This window comes from Microlunatus aurantiacus (genome assembly GCF_039536605.1).
GTDB lineage: Bacteria > Actinomycetota > Actinomycetes > Propionibacteriales > Propionibacteriaceae > Microlunatus > Microlunatus aurantiacus.
This window is the reverse complement of record NZ_BAAAYX010000009.1, coordinates 82100-103535: the sequence shown is the minus strand read 5'-3', so window position 1 is coordinate 103535 and position 21436 is coordinate 82100. Positions and strand designations below refer to the sequence as shown.

The 21436-nt window shown below is 70.5% G+C and carries 16 protein-coding genes and 1 tRNA gene; 6 read left to right on the top strand and 11 right to left on the bottom strand.

Annotation, left to right across the window (positions count from 1 at the left end; genetic code table 11):
- Positions 1-279 precede the first annotated feature (279 nt).
- Positions 280-355, top strand: a tRNA-Arg gene (locus tag ABD714_RS12035).
- Positions 356-981: 626 nt separating this feature from the next.
- Positions 982-1389 carry a pyridoxamine 5'-phosphate oxidase family protein gene (locus ABD714_RS12030; RefSeq protein WP_344812598.1) on the top strand — a complete coding sequence of 136 codons (408 nt, stop codon included), beginning with the start codon at positions 982-984 and terminating at the stop codon, positions 1387-1389.
- Positions 1390-1857: 468 nt separating this feature from the next.
- On the opposite strand, the gene ABD714_RS12025 is transcribed toward ABD714_RS12030, so the two are convergent.
- The gene (locus tag ABD714_RS12025) at positions 1858-2982 is read right to left on the bottom strand and encodes a Gfo/Idh/MocA family protein (protein WP_344812597.1); all 1125 of its coding nucleotides are present in this window, start codon (positions 2980-2982) and stop codon (positions 1858-1860) included.
- 122 nt (positions 2983-3104) lie between these two features.
- The gene (locus ABD714_RS12020; protein ID WP_344812596.1) at positions 3105-3728 is read right to left on the bottom strand and encodes a TetR/AcrR family transcriptional regulator; all 624 of its coding nucleotides are present in this window, start codon (positions 3726-3728) and stop codon (positions 3105-3107) included.
- A 257-nt stretch (positions 3729-3985) separates the two neighbouring features.
- On the opposite strand from ABD714_RS12020, the gene ABD714_RS12015 reads away from it, so the two are divergent.
- The 3 genes from ABD714_RS12015 to ABD714_RS12005 all read left to right on the top strand — a co-directional run bounded on the left by ABD714_RS12015 (position 3986) and on the right by ABD714_RS12005 (position 6282).
- Positions 3986-5008, top strand: coding sequence for an aldo/keto reductase (locus tag ABD714_RS12015; protein ID WP_344812595.1), 1023 nt, complete (start codon positions 3986-3988; stop codon positions 5006-5008).
- 75 nt (positions 5009-5083) lie between these two features.
- On the top strand, positions 5084-5470 hold the full coding sequence (locus ABD714_RS12010; RefSeq protein WP_344812593.1) for a nuclear transport factor 2 family protein: 387 nt from the start codon (positions 5084-5086) through the stop codon (positions 5468-5470).
- 29 nt (positions 5471-5499) lie between these two features.
- Positions 5500-6282, top strand: a complete 783-nt coding sequence (locus ABD714_RS12005) for an SDR family NAD(P)-dependent oxidoreductase (protein ID WP_344812592.1) — start codon at positions 5500-5502, stop codon at positions 6280-6282.
- 83 nt (positions 6283-6365) lie between these two features.
- On the opposite strand, the gene ABD714_RS12000 is transcribed toward ABD714_RS12005, so the two are convergent.
- Entirely contained in the window at positions 6366-8618 is a 2253-nt protein-coding gene (locus ABD714_RS12000; RefSeq protein ID WP_344812591.1) for an esterase-like activity of phytase family protein, read from the bottom strand.
- 331 nt (positions 8619-8949) lie between these two features.
- Here ABD714_RS12000 and ABD714_RS11995 point away from each other — a divergent pair, with 331 nt between their 5' ends.
- Positions 8950-9642: a Crp/Fnr family transcriptional regulator gene (locus ABD714_RS11995; protein ID WP_344812590.1), complete on the top strand. Its 693-nt coding sequence runs from the start codon at positions 8950-8952 to the stop codon at positions 9640-9642.
- 30 nt (positions 9643-9672) lie between these two features.
- On the opposite strand, the gene ABD714_RS11990 is transcribed toward ABD714_RS11995, so the two are convergent.
- From ABD714_RS11990 to cls, 8 genes are all read right to left on the bottom strand, one after another.
- Entirely contained in the window at positions 9673-10686 is a 1014-nt protein-coding gene (locus ABD714_RS11990) for a polyprenyl synthetase family protein (protein ID WP_344812589.1), read from the bottom strand.
- A complete protein-coding gene (locus tag ABD714_RS11985) occupies positions 10683-11315 on the bottom strand; it encodes a hypothetical protein (protein ID WP_344812588.1) in 633 nt (210 codons plus the stop codon). The genes ABD714_RS11990 and ABD714_RS11985 overlap by 4 nt, the downstream gene beginning before the upstream one ends.
- Complete coding sequence (locus tag ABD714_RS11980) at positions 11312-13408, bottom strand: FAD-dependent oxidoreductase (protein ID WP_344812587.1); 2097 nt, start codon at positions 13406-13408, stop codon at positions 11312-11314. Before ABD714_RS11980 ends, ABD714_RS11985 begins: the two co-directional genes overlap by 4 nt.
- A 31-nt stretch (positions 13409-13439) precedes the next feature.
- On the bottom strand, positions 13440-16670 hold the full coding sequence (locus ABD714_RS11975) for an ATP-binding protein (protein ID WP_344812586.1): 3231 nt from the start codon (positions 16668-16670) through the stop codon (positions 13440-13442).
- Positions 16671-16683: 13 nt separating this feature from the next.
- Positions 16684-17349, bottom strand: a complete 666-nt coding sequence (locus tag ABD714_RS11970; RefSeq protein ID WP_344812585.1) for a hypothetical protein — start codon at positions 17347-17349, stop codon at positions 16684-16686.
- Positions 17346-18749 (bottom strand): hypothetical protein, encoded by a 1404-nt coding sequence (locus ABD714_RS11965; RefSeq protein WP_344812584.1) that lies wholly within the window; start codon positions 18747-18749, stop codon positions 17346-17348. The genes ABD714_RS11970 and ABD714_RS11965 overlap by 4 nt, the downstream gene beginning before the upstream one ends.
- A gap of 100 nt (positions 18750-18849) precedes the next feature.
- Positions 18850-19482, bottom strand: a complete 633-nt coding sequence (locus ABD714_RS11960; RefSeq protein WP_344812583.1) for an RNA polymerase sigma factor — start codon at positions 19480-19482, stop codon at positions 18850-18852.
- 489 nt (positions 19483-19971) lie between these two features.
- Positions 19972-21429 carry a cardiolipin synthase gene (cls, locus tag ABD714_RS11955; RefSeq protein WP_344812582.1) on the bottom strand — a complete coding sequence of 486 codons (1458 nt, stop codon included), beginning with the start codon at positions 21427-21429 and terminating at the stop codon, positions 19972-19974.
- Positions 21430-21436: the final 7 nt, after the last annotated feature.

Here is a 21436-nt window from a genome sequence, read left to right as displayed (position 1 = left end):
GTCCCATCTCGGAACGGCTGGGGTCCGGTGTCGGTGAACACCGGGCTACGACTCGACGGCTGGGCGTCGAACGTGGTCTGAACAATAGGTCACTCGATCCTCGAGTGCACGCGCCTCGATACCAGTGGGCAAGTGGTGTTGGCAAAGTGAGTTCGGTTACACGGTAAACGCCCGTACGGATCCGGACCGGCCGCCTCCCGGCTGTCCGACTTGGGCATGTTCGCCCCTTGACGCTAGGATTGGCGGTCGTTGCCGCGGCGCTGGTCGTCTCGTCAACGGGCACCCGTAGCTCAACGGATAGAGCATCTGACTACGGATCAGAAGGTTGGGAGTTCGAATCTCTCCGGGTGCGCCATACACCTCATCCAGTCGCCGGCCGTTTCGTCGCTGACCAGGCCGTCAGCAGGCGACTCCGTGCTAACGGCACCCCTGATTCCGGCTCGCTGGACTCGGCGACCGAATCCGACGCCCAGCAGACGAATTATCGCTACCGTGGGAATCAGCGCCGCCGACGCCGACGGGATCAACGTCAGGGACCTCGGAGGCGCCGGCGGCGTCTACAGCGTAAACAGCTTTTGTGTCCTGTGGCAGCCCTCAGCCAGCTGACGGATGCGAAGCAGCCGGGCCGAGGACGTGCGTGTCCTCGAGGCGTCTCGCAGGACGTGTGCCCGCCCGGCCGCGACCCGCGCCGCGATCGACGCCGGGCCTCGCCTCGACGCACAGCACTGGAGAGCTGCGCCGATCGATACACCGATCGGCCGACGCCCACCTGGGCAAGACGGGAGTCCTCTGTCCGCGTGACGCCGTCCTACCGGGGGACTTTCAGCCCTTATGCGGTGCAGCCGCGGCAGCCAGACTGGTGCCGGGCCGTTCGCGTCGCACAGCACCGCGCCAGATCCCACGAGGAGGACCCCTTGGCTCGCCGGACTACGACCAGTGCGGCGGCTCGCGCGCAAGCCGGGCCGCTGATGCGGGATCACCATGACCACTGACCAGCGAGTGCGCACCCTGACGGAGCCCGAGTGCCTCACGAGGCTAGAACGCTCGGTGATCGGACGCGTGGCGTGGAACACCGTCGACGGGCCGCAGATCCTGCCGGTCACGTACCGCGTCCACCACCGGGCGATCGTCTTCCGAACGTCTGCGCACGGGGCGCTGGCGGAGCTGGCTCGCCCGCGCAAGGCGGCCTTCGAGGTGGACGAGTACGACCTCATTGACCGAACAGGGTGGAGTGTGCTCGTGTCCGGGCACTCGGGTTCCGGTACACGGCCCGACGACTTGATCAGGTTGTGGTCTGAAGCCGACCCGGGGCCTTGGGCTGGTGGTACCCGCAATGTCTTCATCACCATCAGAATGGACGTGGTGACCGGGCGACTGGTCGGTCCCTGACCTCCGCGGGTGCGCTGGGCGGGGCAACGAGACGAGCCCTGCATGCTGGGGCAGTCATCTACTCGAGCAGCACTGTGCCGAGCGCTGCTGGACGCCACCGGGTGGTGCGGTCCGACACGAGTTGCTGACCACCACGGGAGTCGCTGAGAGGTCTTGCCGCCGACCTGGACGAACTCAACGACCAGGAGGTTCCGGCGGTCTGAAGGTCGCCCTGACCAGGTCTGGCGTTCCGTTCGGCGGGCAGCTTGGAGTCTCGCCGACCCATCAGGCGCACTTTCCCGGCCGCATCCACAAGGACGACCCCGACTTCGGCCGTTGGGGGCTGATCACCGAAGACACCGGCGCGGCTTGGCAGGCCCTTGGCAATGGCAGGTCCGTGATAGCCGATCGTCGGTGGATGTTGATGGACCGGTTGTCAGCGGTGTATGTCTGGGCAGCATCCACCTGATCCACCTGACAACGCAGCGATCAGTGCACCGTCGCGGAATGTCGTGCGTCAGCGAATGGGGCGCCCGCTGCTCCATCTGCTGCACGGACCTGGTCGATGAGCAAGTTCGCGGCGTATCCGTCTCGGAAGGTCGGATACTCGCTGTCGTCGGTGCCCTGGATGTCTGCGACGAGGTGAGCGACCAACTGATTCCACCCTGACTGGATCGGATCGTCGACAGTGGGGATCGCGACGTCGACCCATCGGTTGTCGTCGGCGATGAAGTGCTGGAGATGATTGAACCAGGGTTGGCCCTCCAGGTGCAGAGTTCCGGTCGAGCCGTAGACCGCCAGGTATCCAGGAGCCCGAGCACCGGTGAAGGCCGAGACTCGGAACAGCGCCGGGACCTCCCGTCCATCGGGCAGCTCCAGCCCCGTGATGACCGTCGCGGACAAGTCGGCGTCGTTCTCTCGCCATTCCCCCGCGGCTGCTTCGGCCGGGTCGATGGGATCCCATTCCCGGAAGTCGTGCACCGGCCGACCTACCGGAACCTCGGCAACCCCACGCTCGGTGCGCCCGGTCGCGGAGCGCGCGACCCCGCCCGTCACATACTGAGACTGCGCCAGAAAGTGCGTATAGGCGTTGAACAGCAACCCACCGCCGAGGTGCAAGCTGTGGATCCAGGAGTACGGATGCAGGGGTGACATCCCGAAGTGATCCACCACCTCGAGCTCCTGAACCTCACCGATACCCCCATCGACAATCAGGGCTCGGGCCTGGGGCAGTCCGGGTGCATACCGCGTCGTCGTCCCGTAGGCGTGCTTCACCCCTGCTCCTTCGACAGCGGTCAGCATGCGACGGCCCTCGTCGGCGTTGCGTCCCAATGGCTTCTCGCAGGCCACATGCGCTCCCCGTTCCGCTGCATACTCGACCATCCCGCAGTGCGGCTCCGCCGGTGTGGCCACGACGACGAGGTCGGGCGTGAGGTCGTCGATCGCGGACCGCCAGTCAGTGCGGACATCGGCGATCCCGAGTCGCACTCCCATCGCGTGGGCTGGTTCCGGGCTTCGTCCACACAGCGCCACCACGTCGACGTCCGCCTGACGGAGCGCGGTCACGTACCCCTCACCCGCCCAGCCGGTCCCGATCACGATCCCACGCAGCATCCTGAGGTCCTGCCTTCCCCGTTCGCGAACGCGTCCGGCGCCGGTTCAGCGCTGTCACCGAGTATGGCCAGGCAGATGACGGCTGTACATCAGCGATGTACAGCACCCGCCGCGTGCCCGGGTCACCGAGGCGAGCGCCATCCGGTGATGGTGCGGTTCACGTAGGTCGCGGTGCTGGTGACGACGTCGGTACTGGGGTCGAGGAGCCACTGCAGTCCGATGCCGTCCAGGATCGCGGTGACCAGCCGGACCTCGATCCCGATCTCGGCCGAGCTGAGGACAGCGACGTCGCCGGCGTCGACAGCGTGCTGGAGATGGCCGGCCAACGTGGCGAGGTTGTCGGTGTAGCGGCGCTGGATGAACGCGTGGGCGGGGTGGGTTGGGCTGGACGCCTCGGCGGCCATGGTGATGAAGAGCTCGAGCAGCCCCCGGTTGCTGACGTTGGCGGCCATCACGTCCGGCAGCCGGCGGAAGTAGTCGAGCCCCGTCACGTCGGTCAGCCGCGTCTCGACGGTGTGTCGGTCCCAGTCCTCCAGGACAGCCATCAGCAGGCCCTCCTTGCTGCCGAAGTGCTGGAGCAGGGAGGCGGGGGAGACGCCGATGCGGTCGGCGATGGTGCGGACGGATCCGCCGGCATAGCCGTACTCGGCGAAGACCGCGGTCGCGGCGCCGATGATCTGCTCGCGCCGCCGCACCCCGGTGCGGTAGGGCCCGCGGCGCTGGGTGTCGGGAGTCTCGCTCGACATCGACTCCTCCGCTCTCTCGGACTGGTTGACGGAATCTTATCAGTCGTTTACATTTGGCTGCAGTGAACGAACGTTCATGGTTCGACACTTCACAGGACGGAGTCGCGGATGGATCCGAGCACGACGTCACCTGGTCAGGTCGCCCTGGCCGGCGGTGGCCGCTTCCCCGCAGGCGTCGCCTCCCGCCGACGGCGGCTGCTTCGGCCGCCGGCCCCGCGCCACCGACTCGTCGTCCCACCCCAGGAAGGAAAACGCTGATGCAGTACGCCGTTCTCGGATCGACCGGGGTGAAGGTGTCCCGGATCTGCCTGGGCACCGCCACCTTCGGGGTCGCCCCGACCGCGCAGGACGCCGACCAGCTGGTCGGCGCCGCGATCGACCTCGGCATCAACTTCGTCGACACCGCCGACGTGTACGGCAACATGCCGGTCTTCGACCGGCCCGGTGCCCCGGCGGCCGCCGACCGTGAGCCGGCCGAGCAGATCCTCGGCCGTGCCCTCCGTGGCCGCCGCGAGGACATGATCGTCGCGACCAAGTCCAACGGCATCGTCGGCCGGGACATCAACGACCGGGGCCTGTCCCGCCGGCACATCATCCGTCAGGTCGAGACGAGCCTGCGTCGCCTGGAGACCGACTACATCGATCTCTACTACGCCCACGATCCCGACCCGGATACGCCGTTGGAGCAGACCCTGGCGGCCTACGACGACCTGATCCGCCAGGGCAAGATCCGTTACGTCGGTCTGTCCAACCACCCTGCCTGGCAGGTCACCCAGGCTCTGTGGATCGCCGACGACCGGCGGCTGCAGCCCCCGGTCGCCAGCCAGGTGAAGTACAACCTGATCGACCGCGCGGCCGAGCGGGAGCTCGGACCGGCCAGCGAGCGGTTCGGGCTGTCGATCATCCCGTACGCACCCCTGCACGGCGGCCTGCTGGCCGACCTCGGTGTGCTCGACCGGGAGGTGTCCGGCGACCAGCGCTTCGGCGCGGCGGGGTTCACCGACACCGAGATCGGCATCGCCCGCGAGGTCGACCGGCTCAGCCGTGACTGGGGGCTGACGGCGTACCAGGTGTCGCTGGCCTGGCTGCTGTCCCGGGCGGCTGTCTCGTCCGTCATCGTCGGCGCCGAGACCGTCGACGAGCTCAGCGCCAACGCCACCGCCGCCGACGTTCAGCTCGATACGGCACAGCTCGACGCGCTCACCGCCCTGGCGGCGGAGCCGGGAGCCTTCCACCACCGTGCCGGCGACGGCCCAGAACCGCCGGCCGCCGCGGGCTGACCCAGCGACGCCGTCCCCCAGAGCCCTGATCCGCCAGCCCTCATCTGCCAGCAGCACCAGCAAAGGAACACCGTCATGCCTCGAGCCGACCAGGCCACCCTCGATCTCCTGACCGACTACTTCCAGGCGATGGAGGTGAAGGACCTCGACCGCCTCGGGGCCTACTACGCCGAGGACATCACCCAGACCTTCGCGAACGCCCCCACCATCACCGGCCGCGCCACCGTGCTCGCCCGCATGGCCGACCTGCTCGGCCAGGTCACCTCGCTGGCGCACCCACTGACCAACGTCTGGCAGGAGGACGGCGGCGTGGTGATCTTCGAGGTCACCAGTGTCTGGCGCTTCCACGACGACACCGAGGTGAGCGTCAACGCCTGCTCGATCTTCACCGTCGCCGACGGGACGTTCACCGACCAACGCATCTACGTCGACAACGCGCCCGTCGACCGCTTCCTCGCCTGACACCACCCCGACACCCAGAAGGCACTGTCATGTCCCGCATCCTCATCACCGGCTCCGCCCAGGGCCTGGGCCACCACGCTGCCACCGCACTGATCGATGACGGCCACCAGGTCGTCGTCCACGCCCGCAGCACCCACCGGGCCGCCGACCTGTCCGACCTCACCGCCCGCGGGGCGGCCGTGGTCGTCGGCGATCTCGCCAGCCTCGAGCAGACCCGGTCCGTGGCCGACCAGGTCGACCGCCTCGGCCGGATGGACGCCGTCATCCACAACGCCGGTGTCTACGGCGACACCGACCGCCATCCGAGCCCGGAAGACCACCCCCGGGTGCTGACGGTCAACACCCTTGCCCCGTACCTGCTGACGGGACTGATTCAGCGACCGGCCCGGCTGATCTACCTGACCAGCGACATGCACGCCAGCGGTGACGACAGCCTCGACGACCTCACCTGGAGCAGCCGACGCTGGAACGGCACCCAGGCCTACTGCGACAGCAAGCTGTTCGTCACCACCCTCGCGCTCGCCGTCGCCCGCCGCTGGCCCGACGTGATCAGCCACGCCGTCGACCCCGGCTGGGTGCCCACGAGGATGGGCGGTCCCGGCGCCAGCGACGACCTGGAGCAGGGCCACCTCACCCAGACCTGGCTCGCCACCACCGACGACCCCGAGGCCCAGCGGTCCGGGCAGGTGTGGAAGCACCGCCGACCGACCGAGGTGGCGGCCGCCGCCCAGGACGTCACCTTCCAGGACCGCCTCCTCGACCAGCTCGCCGACATCACCAGTTGCCGACTGACCGAGGCTCGCAGGTCCTGACCGTCGCGTGCCCGACCCGGCAGCTGCGCCAGCTCGAGGGCCCGGGCCCGCCGTCAGCGGGATCTGGGGGCGCGCGGCAGTGGTCAGGTGATGTCGAGGCTGGACCCCACATCCGGGTGGTCGGTGAAGTACCCGTCCATGCCGGCCGCGAGGAAGGTCCGGATCTCGCCGGCCAGGTCGCCGGGGGCGGTCGGATCAGGTCCGCTGCGGAACTCGGTGGGCAGGAAGGTGTTCTCCCGGCGGAAGGTCCAGCCGACCACGGTCAGCCCGGCGGCGTGTGCGTTGCCGATCACCGGTGTGGGCGAGGTGAGGCGACCCGTCGTATCGCGGGGAATCATGACGTCCTTGCACAGGCCCACCACGTCGGCGTAGGTGGCGATCGTGCGCAGTCCGGCCGCCGAGGCCAGGTCGGCGTAGGTGCGGGGGTCGCCTGCGGAGCGCAGATCGTAAGGGGCTCCAGCGCAGTCGATCAGCTGCGCCAACGGAACCTGCGTGCGACGGTCCAGGCGCTGCAGGTTTCCCGTCTCGAAGCTCTGGATGATCACCGGCGCGTGGCGACGGTTGAGGTTCGCGGCGGTGAGCGCACGGAGCAGCGGCCCTTCGATCGGGTGGTTGATCGAGGCGAAGTAGCTGGGGTGCTTGGTCTCCGGCGCCACCCCGACCGGATGCCCGCTGCAGGTGCGTGAGTGGCGGGCCAGGTCGAGGACCTCGGCCAGGGTCGGGATGACGTACCTGCCGTTGAAGGCGGTGTTGGCCGGGCGCACCTGCGGCAGCCGCTCCTTCGCGCGGAGGGTACGGAGCTCGGCGAGGGTGAAGTCCTCGGTGAACCAGCCGGTGACGGTGGTGCCGTCGATGCTCTTGGTGGATCGCCGGTCTGCGAACTCGGGGTGGGCCGCCACATCGGTGGTGCCGCCGATCTCGTTCTCGTGCCGGGCCACGGGGATGTCGTCCCGGGTCATCACGACGTCGGGCTCGATCGCGTCGGCGCACTGGCGGATCGCCAGGGCGTAGGAGGCGAGGGTGTGCTCGGGGCGGTAGCCGCTGGCGCCCCGGTGGGCGATGACGGTGTGCCCGGACTCGGTGGCGGGGATGGTGGCGTCGGGATCGATGATGATCATCTCGGTGTCATCGGGGGTGCCGGGTCGGCGGGTCGCATTCCCGGGGTAGTTGTTGTCGTTCGCGATCATCAACCGCCCGTCGGCCAACGCCACCAGGGTCTCGACCGACTGGAACCCGAAGCTGAACGGGTCGCCGGTGCCCCAGCCGCCGTCGGCGCCGACGCCACGCGGGTTGTCGAGCTTGAGCAGGTCGACGACGAGGGTCTTGGCCAGCATGGTGGAGCGATCGGTGCGGCCGAGGTTCACCCGGTAGACGCGTTTGGTCACCGCGGCCTCCCCGTCGAAGTCGTCGCGCTCGAGAACCAGCAGCGTGCGGCCGTCGATGACCTGCGCATCGGCGACCAGGTTGGCGTCGGTGTCGACCCGGTAGTCCCAACGGCGGCCGCTGTAGCGCCCCTCCCGGGTGTCGAACTCCGCGATCACCCGGCGACGTGGGTCGCGGTCACCGACCAGCGCCTTCTCCAGGATCGGGTACAGGTAGCGCCCGTTGCGAGACAGGGCGGTCGCCTCGAACCCCCCGCTGGCCTGGGTCCGGGGTGTCGTCCCACCGAGCAGAGGATTCTGTGGGGACTTGCCCAACGGGGACGGGACCGGTCGGGACAGGACCCGCCCCTGCGGGTCGACGTGCAGCAGGAACGGCCCGAACTCCTCACCGATCCAGAAGCTGCCGTCGGAGGCCCGCTGCAGGGACTCGATGTCGAAGTCGCCGCCGGTCAGCAGCCGCTGCCGACCGGCTTCCCGCACGATCGGGAAGGTGATCTCGTGGTTCGGATCGGACAACGTGATGAAGCGGATGACCTGGATGCTGCCGGCACCCGCGCCACGATCCCAGCGGGGACGGACGAGGTAGAGGCGGAGCAGGAAGTCGGTCGAGTTCGCTTTGGTGCCGAACCCGTTGTCGGGCATGGCCCAGAAGGTCCCGTCCGGGTTGGCCACGGCCGCGGAGAAGCCGGGGATGACCTGACCGTTGAAGGGACCGGTACGTCCGTTGGCCGGTGTGGCCTGAGCGCCGGAGCGCGGGCCGGGCGCCAGATGGTCAGCGGAGAGCGTCGCGCGGGCGAGCAGTCGCGGCGCTGTCACTCGGCCGGTCGGCGGCTCGGCGGCTGCCGGGCGGGCCGGCGCGAGGGCCAGGACCAGGGAGATCGCGAGCAGGGCCAGGGACAGCCTCACCACGGCGGATCCGTGGCGGGGTGTCGGGGGAGAGGGAATGGCCGTCATCGATGCTCCTGAGGGTCTGGTCGGCCCTGGAGGCCGCAGCGCGCCTCACAGGCAAGAACGGCTGAGCGACGGGAGGGAGCGATGAACGGAGACACCGGATGAGCGACCGGTGAACTCTTCACCTGGCTGTTCCTGGTCCCACCTCGCACGCGGATCCTCAGGCGGGGTGGACAGGGCGGACTTCTCCGGCACCAGATCGTCTCCACTTCCTGGGGTCGGCTCACCCCGGTGCCGAAGTCACACCACCCATCCCACGGGCGGGATGTCATGATGACGCGGTGTGCGAGGGACGAGCGGAGCAGGCGGCCCACCTTCCCCCCGCGAGCCGGCGATGAACCGCGACGAGGTGCTCGAGGCCCTGAGATCCACCAGGGTCTTCAGGCGCCTGGAGCCCAGCGCCCTCGAGGAGCTGGCCGCCGTGTGCACGGCGCGAAGCTTCCGACGTGATCAGTTCCTCTGGTACCAGGGTGACCCCGGAGACCATCTCGCGGTCGTCGCCGACGGTCTGGTCAAGATCACCGTCGCCTCGGAGCGGGGCGACGAGATGGTGCTGGCCACTCTGGGGGCCGGCGAGGTGCTGGGCGAGCTGTCGGTGATCGACCAGGGTCCCCGGTCGGCGTCGGCGGTCGCGGTGCAGTCCACCACCGCTCTGGTGATCAACCGGGCCGCCCTGCTCAGCGCGATGCAGCGCAGCCCGGCCCTGCTGGATTCTTTGCTGCACACGCTCGGCGCGATGCTGCGCCGGCTCACCGAGCAGACCACCGATCTGGTCTTCCTCGATCTGGGCGGTCGGATCGCCAAGCTGCTGGTCCAGCGGGCCGAGCACCAGTCCGACGACCCGGGGCGGCGGCTCGCGGTCGACCTGCACCTGACCCAGACCGAGCTGGCGCAGATGGTGGGCGCCTCCCGTCCGGCCGTCAACCGGGTGCTGCAGAGCCTGGTCGGTCGCGGTGTGATCCGGGTGGACGGGCGCACCATCGAGATCGTGGACGCTCCGGCGCTGCGTCGGCGCGCGGGGCTGTGACTCCGGAGCAAAGACGAGTCGGGGACCCGCTCAGTCCGTGCGGCTGACCAGGTAGTCGATGAGCTCGCGCAGGAAGTCCAGGGCCGGCGACGGGGGGACGTCCGCGAAGGCGGTCCCGAGCGACTCCTGGGCGGCCGTGGCCAGGACGGCGGCGAAGCGTTCGGCGTACGCGAGGCTGCCGGCCGCGCTCATCAGCGTGAGCAGCTGGTCCTGGTCGGCCGGACTCCGGTCGTCCGGCTCCCGGTTCAGGTAGTCGACCACCCAGGCCCGCTCGGCCGGGTCGGCCACCGACAGCAGGTGGATCAGGACGAGGGTGCGCTTGCCCTCCACCACGTCGCTGCGCGGCGTCTTGCCGGTCTGCCCACCCGGAGCAAGATCGAGCAGGTCGTCGCGGATCTGGAAGGCGCAGCCGGCCAGGAAGCCGAGCCGGTCCAGGGCGGCCGGCTCCGGCCGCCAGCGCCCCAGCTGCGCCCCGATCCGGAGCGGCGCCATCGTGGTGTACCAGCAGGTCTTCCGACCGACCAGCTCCAGGTAGTCCGACGGCGTCAGGTCGACCACCGCGTGTCGTCGCCAGCCGAGCTCGAGCGCCTGCCCCTCGGTGGTCTGCCGGATCGCCAGCCGCAGCTCGGCCAGCACCTCGCGCGACCGGTAGCGCGGGAAGGCGGTCGACGTCAGCGGTCGTACGGCCAGGTTGGCCAACGCGTCGCCGGCGTTGACCGCCAGCGCCACCCCGTGCAGCTCGTGCAGGGTCGGCCGACCGCGGCGCAGCCGGCTGTGGTCCTCGACGTCGTCGTGGATCAAAAAGGCGGTGTGCAGCAGCTCCAGCGCCGCCGCGGCCGGCAGGGCGGTGCGGGTGGCAGCTCCACAGGCGTCGGCGGCGGCCAGCAGCAGACCGGGGCGGAGTCCCTTTCCCTTGCGCGCGGTGTAGTCGCGGACCAGGTCGTAGAGGTAGTCGGCCGGCTCGCCACCGGCGATGGCCTCCGCCATCGCGGTCCGGGTGAGCTCGGCGTACTGGCGCAGCGTCTCGGTCATCGCCGCGCTCACGTGACCACGACCGTGATCGGCAGCACGGCGTCCGCGACCCCGTACGCCAGCACCAGGCCGTCGTAGCGACCGGGGCGGGCCCCGGCCGGCACCGGGAGACGCAGCAGGGTGGACGTGACCGCGCCGGACACGGTGACCTCGGGCGGGGTGAACGCGGCCACGCCACCGGGCAGCGGATCGCCGACACCCCGCTGCAGGTCACCCAGCCGGAAGCGCAGCACGCCGGTGTCGAGCTCACCGAGCGGGTGGATCCAGATCCTCACCTCGCCGAGGGCGCCGGCCCGTACGGTGACGGTCAGCGCCTCACCCGCAGGCGTCGGCGTGCCCGGAGCCGCGTCGTCGACCGACGAGTCCGGCGCGACCGGGCGATCCAGGCCGACCGGGCGATCCAGGCCGACCGGGCGATCCAGGCCGATCAGGCGATCCAGGGGCAGCTCCGCGAACCCGGCGACCAGCTCCGTGACGCGGTCGCCGACCCACCGGACCGCGTCGACCGGTTCCAGCTCCGGCGGCATCTCCTCCAGCTGCGGTGGGACCCCGGTCATCACCCTGTCGAAGGCCAGCGCCGCGATCCGCCGAGCCTCGGCGGCGAAGGCGGCGTCGGTCGCGGCAGGATGGTCCGGACTCACCCGCCGACCCCGTACCAGCTCCCGCTGATCCCGGCCATCAGCTGGTCGCCGAGGATCGTGTTGGCCGCTTCCAGACCACTCATGGTGGCCGCCTCGATGCAGCCGGCGTTGAGTCCGCAGTTGGTCCAGTCGCCCGCGAGCACCAGGTGGTCGTAACCGGACTCGTCCACCCGCAGACGGTGTCGCTGGCTGCCCGGCAGCGACTGGACGTAGCGCTGCGAGCCCGCCGCGTTGGCCCGGACGTACTGACCGGCCAACCGGTCCGGACCGGTGCCGAGGGAGCCGTCTCCGTCCACCAGCTGCTCCCAGGCGAACCCGTCCGGCCCGGCGGCGCGTGGCCAGAAGTGAGCGGCGTGATCATCGAGGAACCGGGTGGCGTTCGCCGTCACCACCGCCTGCGGGTCGGCGTCAGGGTCCTCCAGCCGCAGCGACCCGCAGAAGTAGCCCAGGGTGGCGGGACGGTCCTCGGAGGGCCACCGCTCCTGGGGCAGCAGGTGGGTCATCGAGGCGTACGTGTCGAACGGTGGCGCGTAGCCGCTGACCGTCGACGCCGGGAAGTCCCAGCCCAGCTGGGCTTCCGTGGACCGCAGCCACAGCTGCAGGGACTGGGTGGCGACCGTGGCCACGTTGTCGATCATGGACCGCCACCGGGGGGAGTCCGCGACCAGCTCGGCACACGGCTCGGCCAGGGAACCGATCGACGCGGCCAGGACGATGGTGTCCACGTCGGTGCCGACCTCCAGCTCCAGCACCTCCGAGCCCGGCTGCAGCTGGGTGAGATCGGGTTCGGAGCGGAAGCACGGCAGGTCGTCGACCATGATCAACGGGTCGTAGTCGGCCTCGTCCGCAGCGGTCGCGGTCCGGGTGAGGGTCATGGACGCGACCCCCCGGTGATCATCATCGAGCCTGAGCCGATCGAGCCGGTGGAAGAACGCGAACCGTACGCCACGACCGCGGAGTGCCTGGTAGAGCGGGGCGAACACCACGTCGCCCATCCCGGCCCGCATGTGCCAGAACAGCGAGCCGCGGTAGTCGAAGAAGAACTTGCCGGCCAGGAACAGACCCAGCCCGGCGCAGAACCGCGGCCGGTCGCGGTCGCCCTCGGCGTAGGCGAAGACCAGGTCGTACATCCCGCGGACGAGAGCGGACTCCAACGTCCCGGGCCGGGCACCGTGGCGGCGCAGCCAGCCGCGGAAGTCCTCGTCGTCGATCGCGCCGAAGCCGCGCGGATCCAGCAGCAGCCGGTCGCGGACGATCCCCAGGCAGCAGGTGACCACGAGATCGACCAGATCGCCGAGCCGGCGCAGACTCGGGTCCCCCCGCCCGATCACCACCTCCAGGTCGACCCGCATCCGGTCCAGCTGCTCGGCGACGACGTCCAGGCTGCCGGCCGGCACCGCGGACCCGAGCAGCCGGATCCCCTCCACCGCCGCGATCACCACCGCGAACTGCGCCTGCTGCAGCAGGCCGCCCAGGTCGCCCGGTCGTCGTCGGGCCGCGCCGGGGGGCGAGGGCGGGCGGGGCGAGCCACTCAGTACGAGCGCCGGTGCCGCAGCGGCCTGCGCGGACCGGTCGTAGGCGCGCATCTCCAGCAGGGAGGCGGAGAAGTCGGCCAGCAGCCGCACGCCGCGTCGCAGGAACTCCCCGACCGATGCGGTGCCGCCGGGGATCCCGTCGTCGCCCGGCTCGCCGCTGGTGGTGCTGAAGGTCGCGACCCAGTGCTGCCAGCCGCGGCCCGTACGCTCCTCGACCCCCACCCGCCCGGCGGGGGAGAAGGCGTCCCGCCAGCCGCGGATCGGGCAGTCCGGGGCGGTCCGGTCCCGGTCCAGGTCCTGGTAGACCTCGCGCATCAGCCGGAAGGCGTTGTCGTAGTAGCCGAGCCAGACGTGCAGACCGTGCTCCTCGATCCGTCCGTGCGCCCCGCGTCCGCTGGCCCCCTTGCCGCCGAGCTGCCACCCCTGTTCGTAGACGGTGATCTCGGCCCCCGGACCCAGGGTCTCGGTCAGGCGCCAGGCCGCGGCCAGACCGGCCATGCCGCCACCGACGATCGCGATCCTGCGCGCGGCGGGGTCGGCGGTGGGCCCCCCGGTCATGCCGGCTGATCCCGTTGCGCCGGCCGGTCTCTCATGCGCGCTTGTCCGTCGCCTGCGCGTCTGGCGCCTGCGCGTCCGGCGCGAGCGCGTCCAGGGCGGCGCGGGCCCGGTCGGCGAACAGCGTCGCACCCTGCCGCTCCGCGACGGCCAGGGCCTCGCTCAGGTCGGCCCGGGCGGCAGCCTCGTCCCCCAGCATCCGACGGGCCTCCCCGCGACCGCGCAGGGTCTCGGCGATGTAGAAGCCGGCGCCGGTGGTCGAGGCGACGCCGAGGGACCGGTCGAAGTAGCCGACCGCGGTCGTGGCGTCGCCGGTGAGCAGGTGCGCGAAGCCGACCCCGGTGAACCAGTAGGGGGTCCACGAGTCGATGGCCACCACCTGGTGCCAGATCTCGACGGCCTGGACCAGCCCGGGGAGGCAGCTGACGTCGCCGAGCTGGACGGCGCTGAGCAGACACTGCATCTGCCCACTCAGGCTCCAGATCGCGAAGCCGTGCCGCTCGGCCACGGCGACCATCCGCTGGCCGACCTCGAGCGCCCCGGTCACGTCGCCGTCCATCCCGCGCGCCACCAGCAGCAGGCACTCGACGTAGCCGGCGCTGAACGGACCGATCGGGTACGGCAGCGACGCCGCCCGGGCCAGACCGGCCGCCGCGGTCCGCTCGGCAGCCGCCCGGTCGCCGAGTACCACCTGGGCTGGTGCGAGGTGGGCGAAGCCCGCGGACCGCGGGTCGTTGGGCAGCATCCACTCCGCCGGGACGTGCAGGTCGGCCGTCCAGCCGTTGTCCAGGGAGTCCTGGAGCGAGGCGGAGGCGGACCGGAAGTCGCCGCGGAAGAAGTCGACCACGCCCCGTCCCAGCGAGACCGTCGGGAACGGGGTGCCGCTCGACCGTCGGACGATGTCGCCGTTGATGGCCTCGGCCTGGGCGAAGTCGCCGCGGGCCACGTAGAAGGTCCAGAGGCGGACGAGCGAGGGCAGCACCTCGATGTCGCGCACCGACTCCTCGATCAGCTGCCGGCAGCGGGGGTAGTCCTCCGCCGTCTCGACCGCCGCGTAGCCGCGAGCGGTCACCGCGCTCAGGCTGCGCAGCTCCCGCACGGCCAGCTCGGTGCGGTCGCGGTCGAGTCCGGCGGGCAGGTGGTCGAGCAGGTCCAGCACGCTGGTGAGCCGTTCGACCGCTTCCTCGTGCGCACCCAGGGCCTGGTCGGCCTGCGCGATCCGGAGGTGCGCGCCGAGCGCGTCGACCACCCGTCCGGCCTGTTCGAGGTGGAAGGCGGCGGCCACGGTGGTGGCCCGCTGTCCGGCGTCCTCCCCGGAGGCCAGCAGATCGGCCACCACGCCGTGACGCTCCTTGAGCACGGTCCGACGCTGGGTCTCGTACGCGACCTCGCGGATCAGCTCGTGGCGGAACCGGAGCTGGGCGCCGGCCAGCTCCATCAGCCCCGCGTCCAGCAGCGTACGGAGCCGACGCTCGAACTCCGCCCCGTCGACCCCGACCGCCCGGTGCAGCAGGTCACGGTCGACCTCGCGTCCGATCACCGCGGCCAGCTGGGCCAGCTCCAGGTCCACCTCCGGCCGGGACAGCCGGGCGAGCAGCGGATCGCGCAGGGCGGGCGGGATCTGGTAGGCGCTGAACTGCAGCGACCGGTGCGGGATCCGTCCGGTGTCGGTCTCCTGAGCGGTCAGCAGCAGCTCCTCCAGGAAGAGCGGCACCCCGTCGCTGCGCTCCATCAGCTCACGACTGCGCTCCGGGCTGAGCTGGGCGGCACTGGGCGTCTGCCGGACCAGCTCCGCGGTCGCGGTCTCGTCGAGGGGGTCGAGCACGATCCGGCGGACCACGGTCTCGGCCCACGGTGGAACGAACCCGTCCCGGGCGGCGATGGTGATCCGCAGCCCGGGGAACGTCAGCAACACGGCGAGCAGGTCGAGGCTGGACTGGTCGGCCCACTGCACGTCGTCGACGAAGATCAACGTCGGCTCGGCGGCCGCGTGCCGGTGGACGAGCTGCGCCGCAGCCATCAGCGCCTGCCGACGGAGCCGGTCGGGTTGGACCTCGCTCGGCACCGACAGCCGGTCCAGGGGGATGTCGAAGACCGCGGCGAGGAAGGGCAGGTCGGCCGGATCGCCGGTCTCCGGTCCGCCGGGCAGCGAACCGACGGCGGTCCGGAGCTTGTCCAACCGCACCTCCGCCGGGTCGTCGGGCTCCATCCCGCACGCGCGCTCGAGCAGGCTCCGGAACGGGTGCAGACTGACGTTGCGCTGCATCCGCGAGCAGCTGCAGGGCAGCGGCACCAGTCCGAGGCGGCGCGCGGCCTCGAGGGTCAACCGGGTCTTGCCCATGCCGCCGGGTCCGATGACGCACACCGCCCGCGCCCCCACCGACTCGGCCGCGACCGGGCCCGCCGCAGGCGCCGCCGCCTCCTCCGGGGCCGACCCGGTGGGCGTCGGCGCCGTCGGTGGAGCCTCCCTCGCGCTGTCGACGACCGTGGGGGCGAGCCACTCCATGGCCGAGAACTCCGCCGTACGGTTGACGAACGGGCTGGTCCGGTCCTTCCAGGTCCGGCCCCGGGGAGCCGGCAGCACGGCCCGGACGGCGAACACCTCCACCGGTCGCGACACACCACGCAGGGGCTGCAGACCCAGGGACTCGGTCTCGAACCAGGGCCACACCAGGTCCTGGGTGGTGTCGCTGATCACCACGGTGTCGGGCTCGGCGAGCTGTTGGATCCGGGCGGCCTCGTTGGCGGTCGAGCCGGTGACGCCGTCAGCGACCACCACCAGGTCGGTGTGGACCGACACCCGCACCTGCAGCCGTGCGCCGTCCGGCCCGGGACCGCGGAGCTGCTGCACCCGCTCGACCATCCGCAGACCGCACAGCACGCCGCGGCGGGCGTCGTCCTCGTCCACCTGGGGATAGCCGAACAGCACGAGCATGCCGTCGCCGCGATGGTCGTCGATGTAGCCGTCCAGCTCGTCGACCACCTCCGCGCACGCGGCCCGGTAACGCTCGATGACGGCGGTGACCTCTTCGGGATCCTGTTGGTCGGCCAGCTCGGTGGACCCCACGAGATCGCAGAACAGCAGGGTCATCTGGCGACGCGTGGCGGCGCCGGCCAGCATGGCGGCCGCCTCGGCGTTGCCGGGGTCGAGGGCGGTGACGGCGCCCAGCAGCGACCGGGCCGTCTTCCAGTCGCCGGCGTCGCGCGCTTCGCGGGCGTCCGCCAGCAGATCGCCGAGTCGGCTCTCGATCCGCGAGCTAGGCATGGGAGACGGGCACTCAGACCTCGGGCGGCGGACCGTCGACGATGACCCGCAGGTTGGCCAGGGGCAGCGAGGGCTTGATCAGGTAGACCAGCCCGTCGTACGTGCCGGGCACCAGCGGCGACACCTCACCCTGCTCGATCGTCTCCAGCAGGTAGGAACGCGTCCCCGGCACCAGGGAGGTGCGCAGCCGCTTCGTGAGAACCGCGACGGCGTCCGCGGCGTCGACGGAGCCGTCGCTGGGGCTGCCGTTGAGCGCGATCTCCGCCGTCGCCGGGAGATCACCCTTGCGCTGCGGGATGACCGGGATGTGCACCGGGTCCTGCAGGGTGTGGCGGTCGGAGCCGGCGATGTGGTCGAAGAACAGGAACGCGGTCGGCAGGACCTGGACGTAGACCTCGCTCTGCGGCGGCTCGACCAGGGACAGCCAGACGTCCTCGGCGGTCTCCTGGGCCGCCACCATGGCCCGACCGGCGGCCGACGCGAGCTTGTCGGCGTCCATCGGGCCGGTCTGCAGACTGGCGGCGACGTCCTTCCAGAAGGTGAAGTTGCGTTGCACCACGCGTTCGCCGACGGCACCGAGACCTTCCATGTATCGGCCGACCCGGTCCCAGGCGGCCTGGGCCGCCTGCTGGTCGGCGCTCGCGCCGGTCTGGTCGCCCGCTCCTGGGTCGCTCGTCACTCGGGTCCGTCCTCACTGGTCGACGCCGCGGGTGGCGCCGACGGCGCCAGATCCAGATCGTGCTCGGTCCGCTGCCCGAGGCTGTAGGTCTCAGTCTCCACCCACCAGCTCAACGCGGTGGGGGCGAGGTAGTTGAGCATCTCCCCGAAGTCGGCCAGGCCACTGGCCCCGGTGTAGGGAGTGCGGTCGCTGAAGCGCAGCAGCTTGCGAGAGGTGATCCGCCACCGACCGCCGCCGAGCGGTCGGACCCGCATGTAGCCCTCGTTCAGCATCAGGCCGCCGCGGCGCCGGTCCCACAGCACGTCGCTGGAGATGCTGCGACACAACGAGAACCCGAGGTCGATGAACGCGTCCTCGTGGCGCCCTCCCCGCTCGGCCCGCCGGCTGACGTTGAGCACGTTGGTGAAGCTGCCCTGCTGCGCGCTGCCCCGCCCCCAGGTGATCGCCGCCTCCTCGTAGAGCAGACCGTGCACGGTGCCGCTGTTGCCGAGGTCGGTCTGCGTCGGGGCCAGGGTGAGCGGGTCGCTCACGTAGTGCGACTCCTTGATCACGTCGTTGTCGATGTGCCAGTTGGCCGGCTCCGTGGCGGCGTACAGGGTGTCGAAGTCCCCCCGGGCCAGGGTGGTGACGGTGGCGCTGGTCCAGAGCTCGTCGGTGTTCTGGGTGATCACCGACGCGACCGGGTAGACCGTCATGGTCGGTGGGCGGCGACCCTCGCGGTGCTGGAGGAGCTCGATGAAGGACTCGTACGCGGCGGTGGCCGCCAGCTTCTCCAGGTAGGGACCGATCTCGATGCCGACCTCGTCCTCGATCCGGCCGATCCGCTGCCGGGCCGCCTGCCAGCGGCGGGACTCCCGGCTCGTCCGCTCCATCTCCTCGAGGTACTCGTCAGGGGTCTGGTCGAAGACCAGCCTGGCCAGCTTGACGAAGCCGCTGTTGGTCCGGATCGCCGGGGCGGACATCGCCGCCCCGAGCGCGTCGAACTGGTCCCGGTCGGCGTTGCGGCAGGCGGTCAGGCAGGCGGCGAAGAGCGCGGCCCCGCGCCGGTAGGTGCGGCGACGCTCGTCCAGCTCGTCCTGGGCGGAGCGGTCCACGTAGCGGTCGATCTCGGCCGGGTAGCAGCGTTCGGTCGACCACGACCGACGGATGCCGGTGCTGCGGATGATCAACCACAGGGCCTGCTCGAGTCGCTGCTCGTCGTCGCTCAGCAGCTCCAGGGCCGCACCCAGGGGGAGCGGTGCGATCTCGGGCGGGACGACCACCGAGGGTGCCCCGGAGATGGCGAACTGGCGTCCCGCGGCGGCGTAGTAGACGCTCAGCATGGCGTACTTCAACCCGGCCTCGTCGAGCCGGGTCGTCACCGGTCTCTCCGCGGCGGCTGCCTGGGTGAGCGTTGCCACGGGCCAACGATAAATGACGTGCACACGACGACGACCGGCACCATCGTCGCCCCCGGTGGACGATGGTGCCGGTCGTGGTTCCTGGCGGTGCTGCGGCGCATCAGGCGGCCAGCGAGACCTCGGCACCGGAGTCGAGCAGCGACTGCACGGCCGGGGTGGCCTCCAGCTTGCGCAGGCACCGGGCGCGGGTCGGACCGATGCTGCCGATGGGCAGCCCGAGCTCGGCGCTGATCTGCGCGTACGGCACCGCCGGCTCCGCGGCCAGCATCAGCAGGAGGTCGCGCTGGTTGGGCTTCAGGGCGGCCAGACCCTCGCGGACCGCGACCTGCTCCTCGGTGCGCAGGAGGTCGGCGTCGACCTCCTCGACGGTGGTGGAGAAGCGCAGCTCCGACGGGTTGGCCTGACCCTCGTAGAAGCAGGCGATCGGCTCCAGCGAGGTGGTCCGTCGGCCGATCTTGATCATCCGGAACGCCTCCCGCTCGGCGGTGACCTTGATCCACCCCGGCATGGCCCGCGGCTCGCGGATCGAGTCGAGGTGGCAGGTCAGCTGCAGCCAGACGGTCTGGCTGACGTCGGCGGCGTCCTCACGGCTCAGCCGGTAGCGGCGGCAGGTGGCGTCGATGATGGGCTGGTGGCGGGCGACGAGCTCGGACCAGCAGCCCTGGTCGCCCTCGCGGGCGCCGGTGACCAGATCCTCGATGTCGGTGGTGACGGAGGTGAGGGTGACGTTCACGATCGTGGTCCTGTCTCGAGCCGTGGATGCGATGGGTCAACCCTCGTGTTTTCTCAGGCTCGAGGCTGTGCTCTGGGTGACACCTCCGGTGTTCACTGCGGTACAGGGGGGCGGCGGAGTCGACGGTCGCGCCCGCAGGGGCCGCCGTCGGAGCCGGAACTTTCCGTCAGTCGACGGCTTCTTCGGCGTGATGGGGGGCCGTGGCGGAACTTTCCGTCAGGCGACGGCATTTCGGCGTGGCGGTGCGTCCCTGCTGGAACTTTCCGTCAGTCGACGGCTTCTTCGGCGTGACGGGGGTTCCGTGCCGGAACATTCCGTCATTCGGCGGCTTTTTCGGCGTGGCGGTGCGTCCGTGCCGGAACTTTCCGTCAGTCGACGGCTTTTTCGAGGACCGCTGGCCGCTAGCCCTGGGCAACCGATGCCCGGTCGGGTCCGTACGGGTTCGGTCAGGCGGGCGCGGTCAGTGCCGGAGCGCCGCGGGAGCGGGCGTCACTGCAGAGAGGAGGTGAGCCGCATCAGGTTGTCGAACACCTTCTCGCGGGTGGGCCGTTGCAGCCACTCGGCCAGGTGGATCTGGCTGCTGGCCTCGCGGTAGGCGTCCTCGACCAGACGCATCCGGTCGCAGAACCCGCGGTCGTGGACCATCATCATCATCTCCATGTGGAGCGTGAGCGAGCGGATGTCCATGTTGGACGAGCCGATCACCGACACGTCGTCGTCGATGGTCAGGTGCTTGGAGTGCAGGATGGTCGGCGCCGGGTAGGCGTAGATCTTGACTCCGGCCCGCAGCAGCTCCTCGTAGTAGGAGCGCTGGGCGTGGTAGACCATGAACTGGTCGCTGACGGCGGAGACGAACAGCTCCACGTCCAGGCCGCGCGAGCCGGCCGTGACCAGGGCCATCTGGATGGTCTCGTCGGGGACGTAGTACGGGCTGGTGATGCTGATCCTGGTCCGGGCGTTCTGGATCAGGGCGGCGAACAGCTTGAGGTTGTTGTCGTTGTCGAAGCTCGGCCCGCTGGGGACCATCTGGGCGTCCATCTTCGTCGGGTCGAGCGCGCCCACGTGCACGCTGCCGGCCTCGGGCAGCAGCAGCTCGTCGGACTCGCTGTACCAGTCGGTGACGAAGATCGCCTCGATCTCGCGGACCACCGGGCCTTCCACCCGGCACATCAGCTCCTTCCAGTGCAGGCCGCGCTGGATGTTCTTCTTGCCGTGGTAGTGATCGACGATCAGGTTCTGGGAGCCGATGAAGCCGATCGTGCCGTCGACCACCACCAGCTTGCGGTGGTTGCGCAGGTCCGGTCGCCGCCAGTGCTTCTGGAACGGCTTCAGCGGCAGCATCGGCAGGTACTCCGCGCCGAGCTCGCGAAGTTGCTGGGTCGTGCCCTTGCGGTTCGGGTAGGAGAACTGGGCGATGTGGTCCGACAGGACCTTGACCTTCACGCCGCGCTGGCAGGCACGCCCGACCGCGTCGATGATCGGCCTGGTGGTCTCGTCGTCGACCAGGATGAAGAACTCGATGTAGACGTAGTGCTCGGCGACGTCGATGGCGTCGGCCATCGCCTGGATGGAGCCGCGGTAGTCCGGCAGCAGCTCGGCGGTGTTGTTGCCGACCATCGGCAGTGCACCCAGGTTGCGGTTGAGCGCCACCATCGTCGGCAGCCAGTCCGGCCACTTGTCGGGGTGGCTGGCCAGGTGCAGTCCCTGGGTGCGCTCCAGGAAGATCGAGGACACGTGCGCCTGCTTGTCCCGGCGGTGCTGCGGCAGCCGCCAGTTGCCGATCAACAGGAAGAACAGGATGCCGATGTACGGGATGAAGACGATGGCCATGATCCAGGCGATCGCCGAGGACGGCTTGCGGTTCCCGGCGATGTAGACGGCGGCCACGAGGGCGATGGCCGCGTGCAGCACGCTGATGGCGATCGCGATCCAGTCTCCGGTGCTCATGTTGTCC

Bases quoted from the DNA above. Each gene is read 5' to 3' on its own strand.
- ABD714_RS12030 (WP_344812598.1), top strand. From the start codon at position 982: ATGACCACTGACCAGCGAGTGCGCACCCTGACGGAGCCCGAGTGCCTC.
- ABD714_RS12025 (WP_344812597.1), bottom strand. From the start codon at position 2,982: ATGCTGCGTGGGATCGTGATCGGGACCGGCTGGGCGGGTGAGGGGTAC.
- ABD714_RS12020 (WP_344812596.1), bottom strand. From the start codon at position 3,728: ATGTCGAGCGAGACTCCCGACACCCAGCGCCGCGGGCCCTACCGCACC.
- ABD714_RS12015 (WP_344812595.1), top strand. From the start codon at position 3,986: ATGCAGTACGCCGTTCTCGGATCGACCGGGGTGAAGGTGTCCCGGATC.
- ABD714_RS12010 (WP_344812593.1), top strand. From the start codon at position 5,084: ATGCCTCGAGCCGACCAGGCCACCCTCGATCTCCTGACCGACTACTTC.
- ABD714_RS12005 (WP_344812592.1), top strand. From the start codon at position 5,500: ATGTCCCGCATCCTCATCACCGGCTCCGCCCAGGGCCTGGGCCACCAC.
- ABD714_RS12000 (WP_344812591.1), bottom strand. From the start codon at position 8,618: ATGACGGCCATTCCCTCTCCCCCGACACCCCGCCACGGATCCGCCGTG.
- ABD714_RS11995 (WP_344812590.1), top strand. From the start codon at position 8,950: ATGAACCGCGACGAGGTGCTCGAGGCCCTGAGATCCACCAGGGTCTTC.
- ABD714_RS11980 (WP_344812587.1), bottom strand. From the start codon at position 13,408: ATGACCGGGGGGCCCACCGCCGACCCCGCCGCGCGCAGGATCGCGATC.
- ABD714_RS11975 (WP_344812586.1), bottom strand. From the start codon at position 16,670: ATGCCTAGCTCGCGGATCGAGAGCCGACTCGGCGATCTGCTGGCGGAC.
- cls (WP_344812582.1), bottom strand. From the start codon at position 21,429: ATGAGCACCGGAGACTGGATCGCGATCGCCATCAGCGTGCTGCACGCG.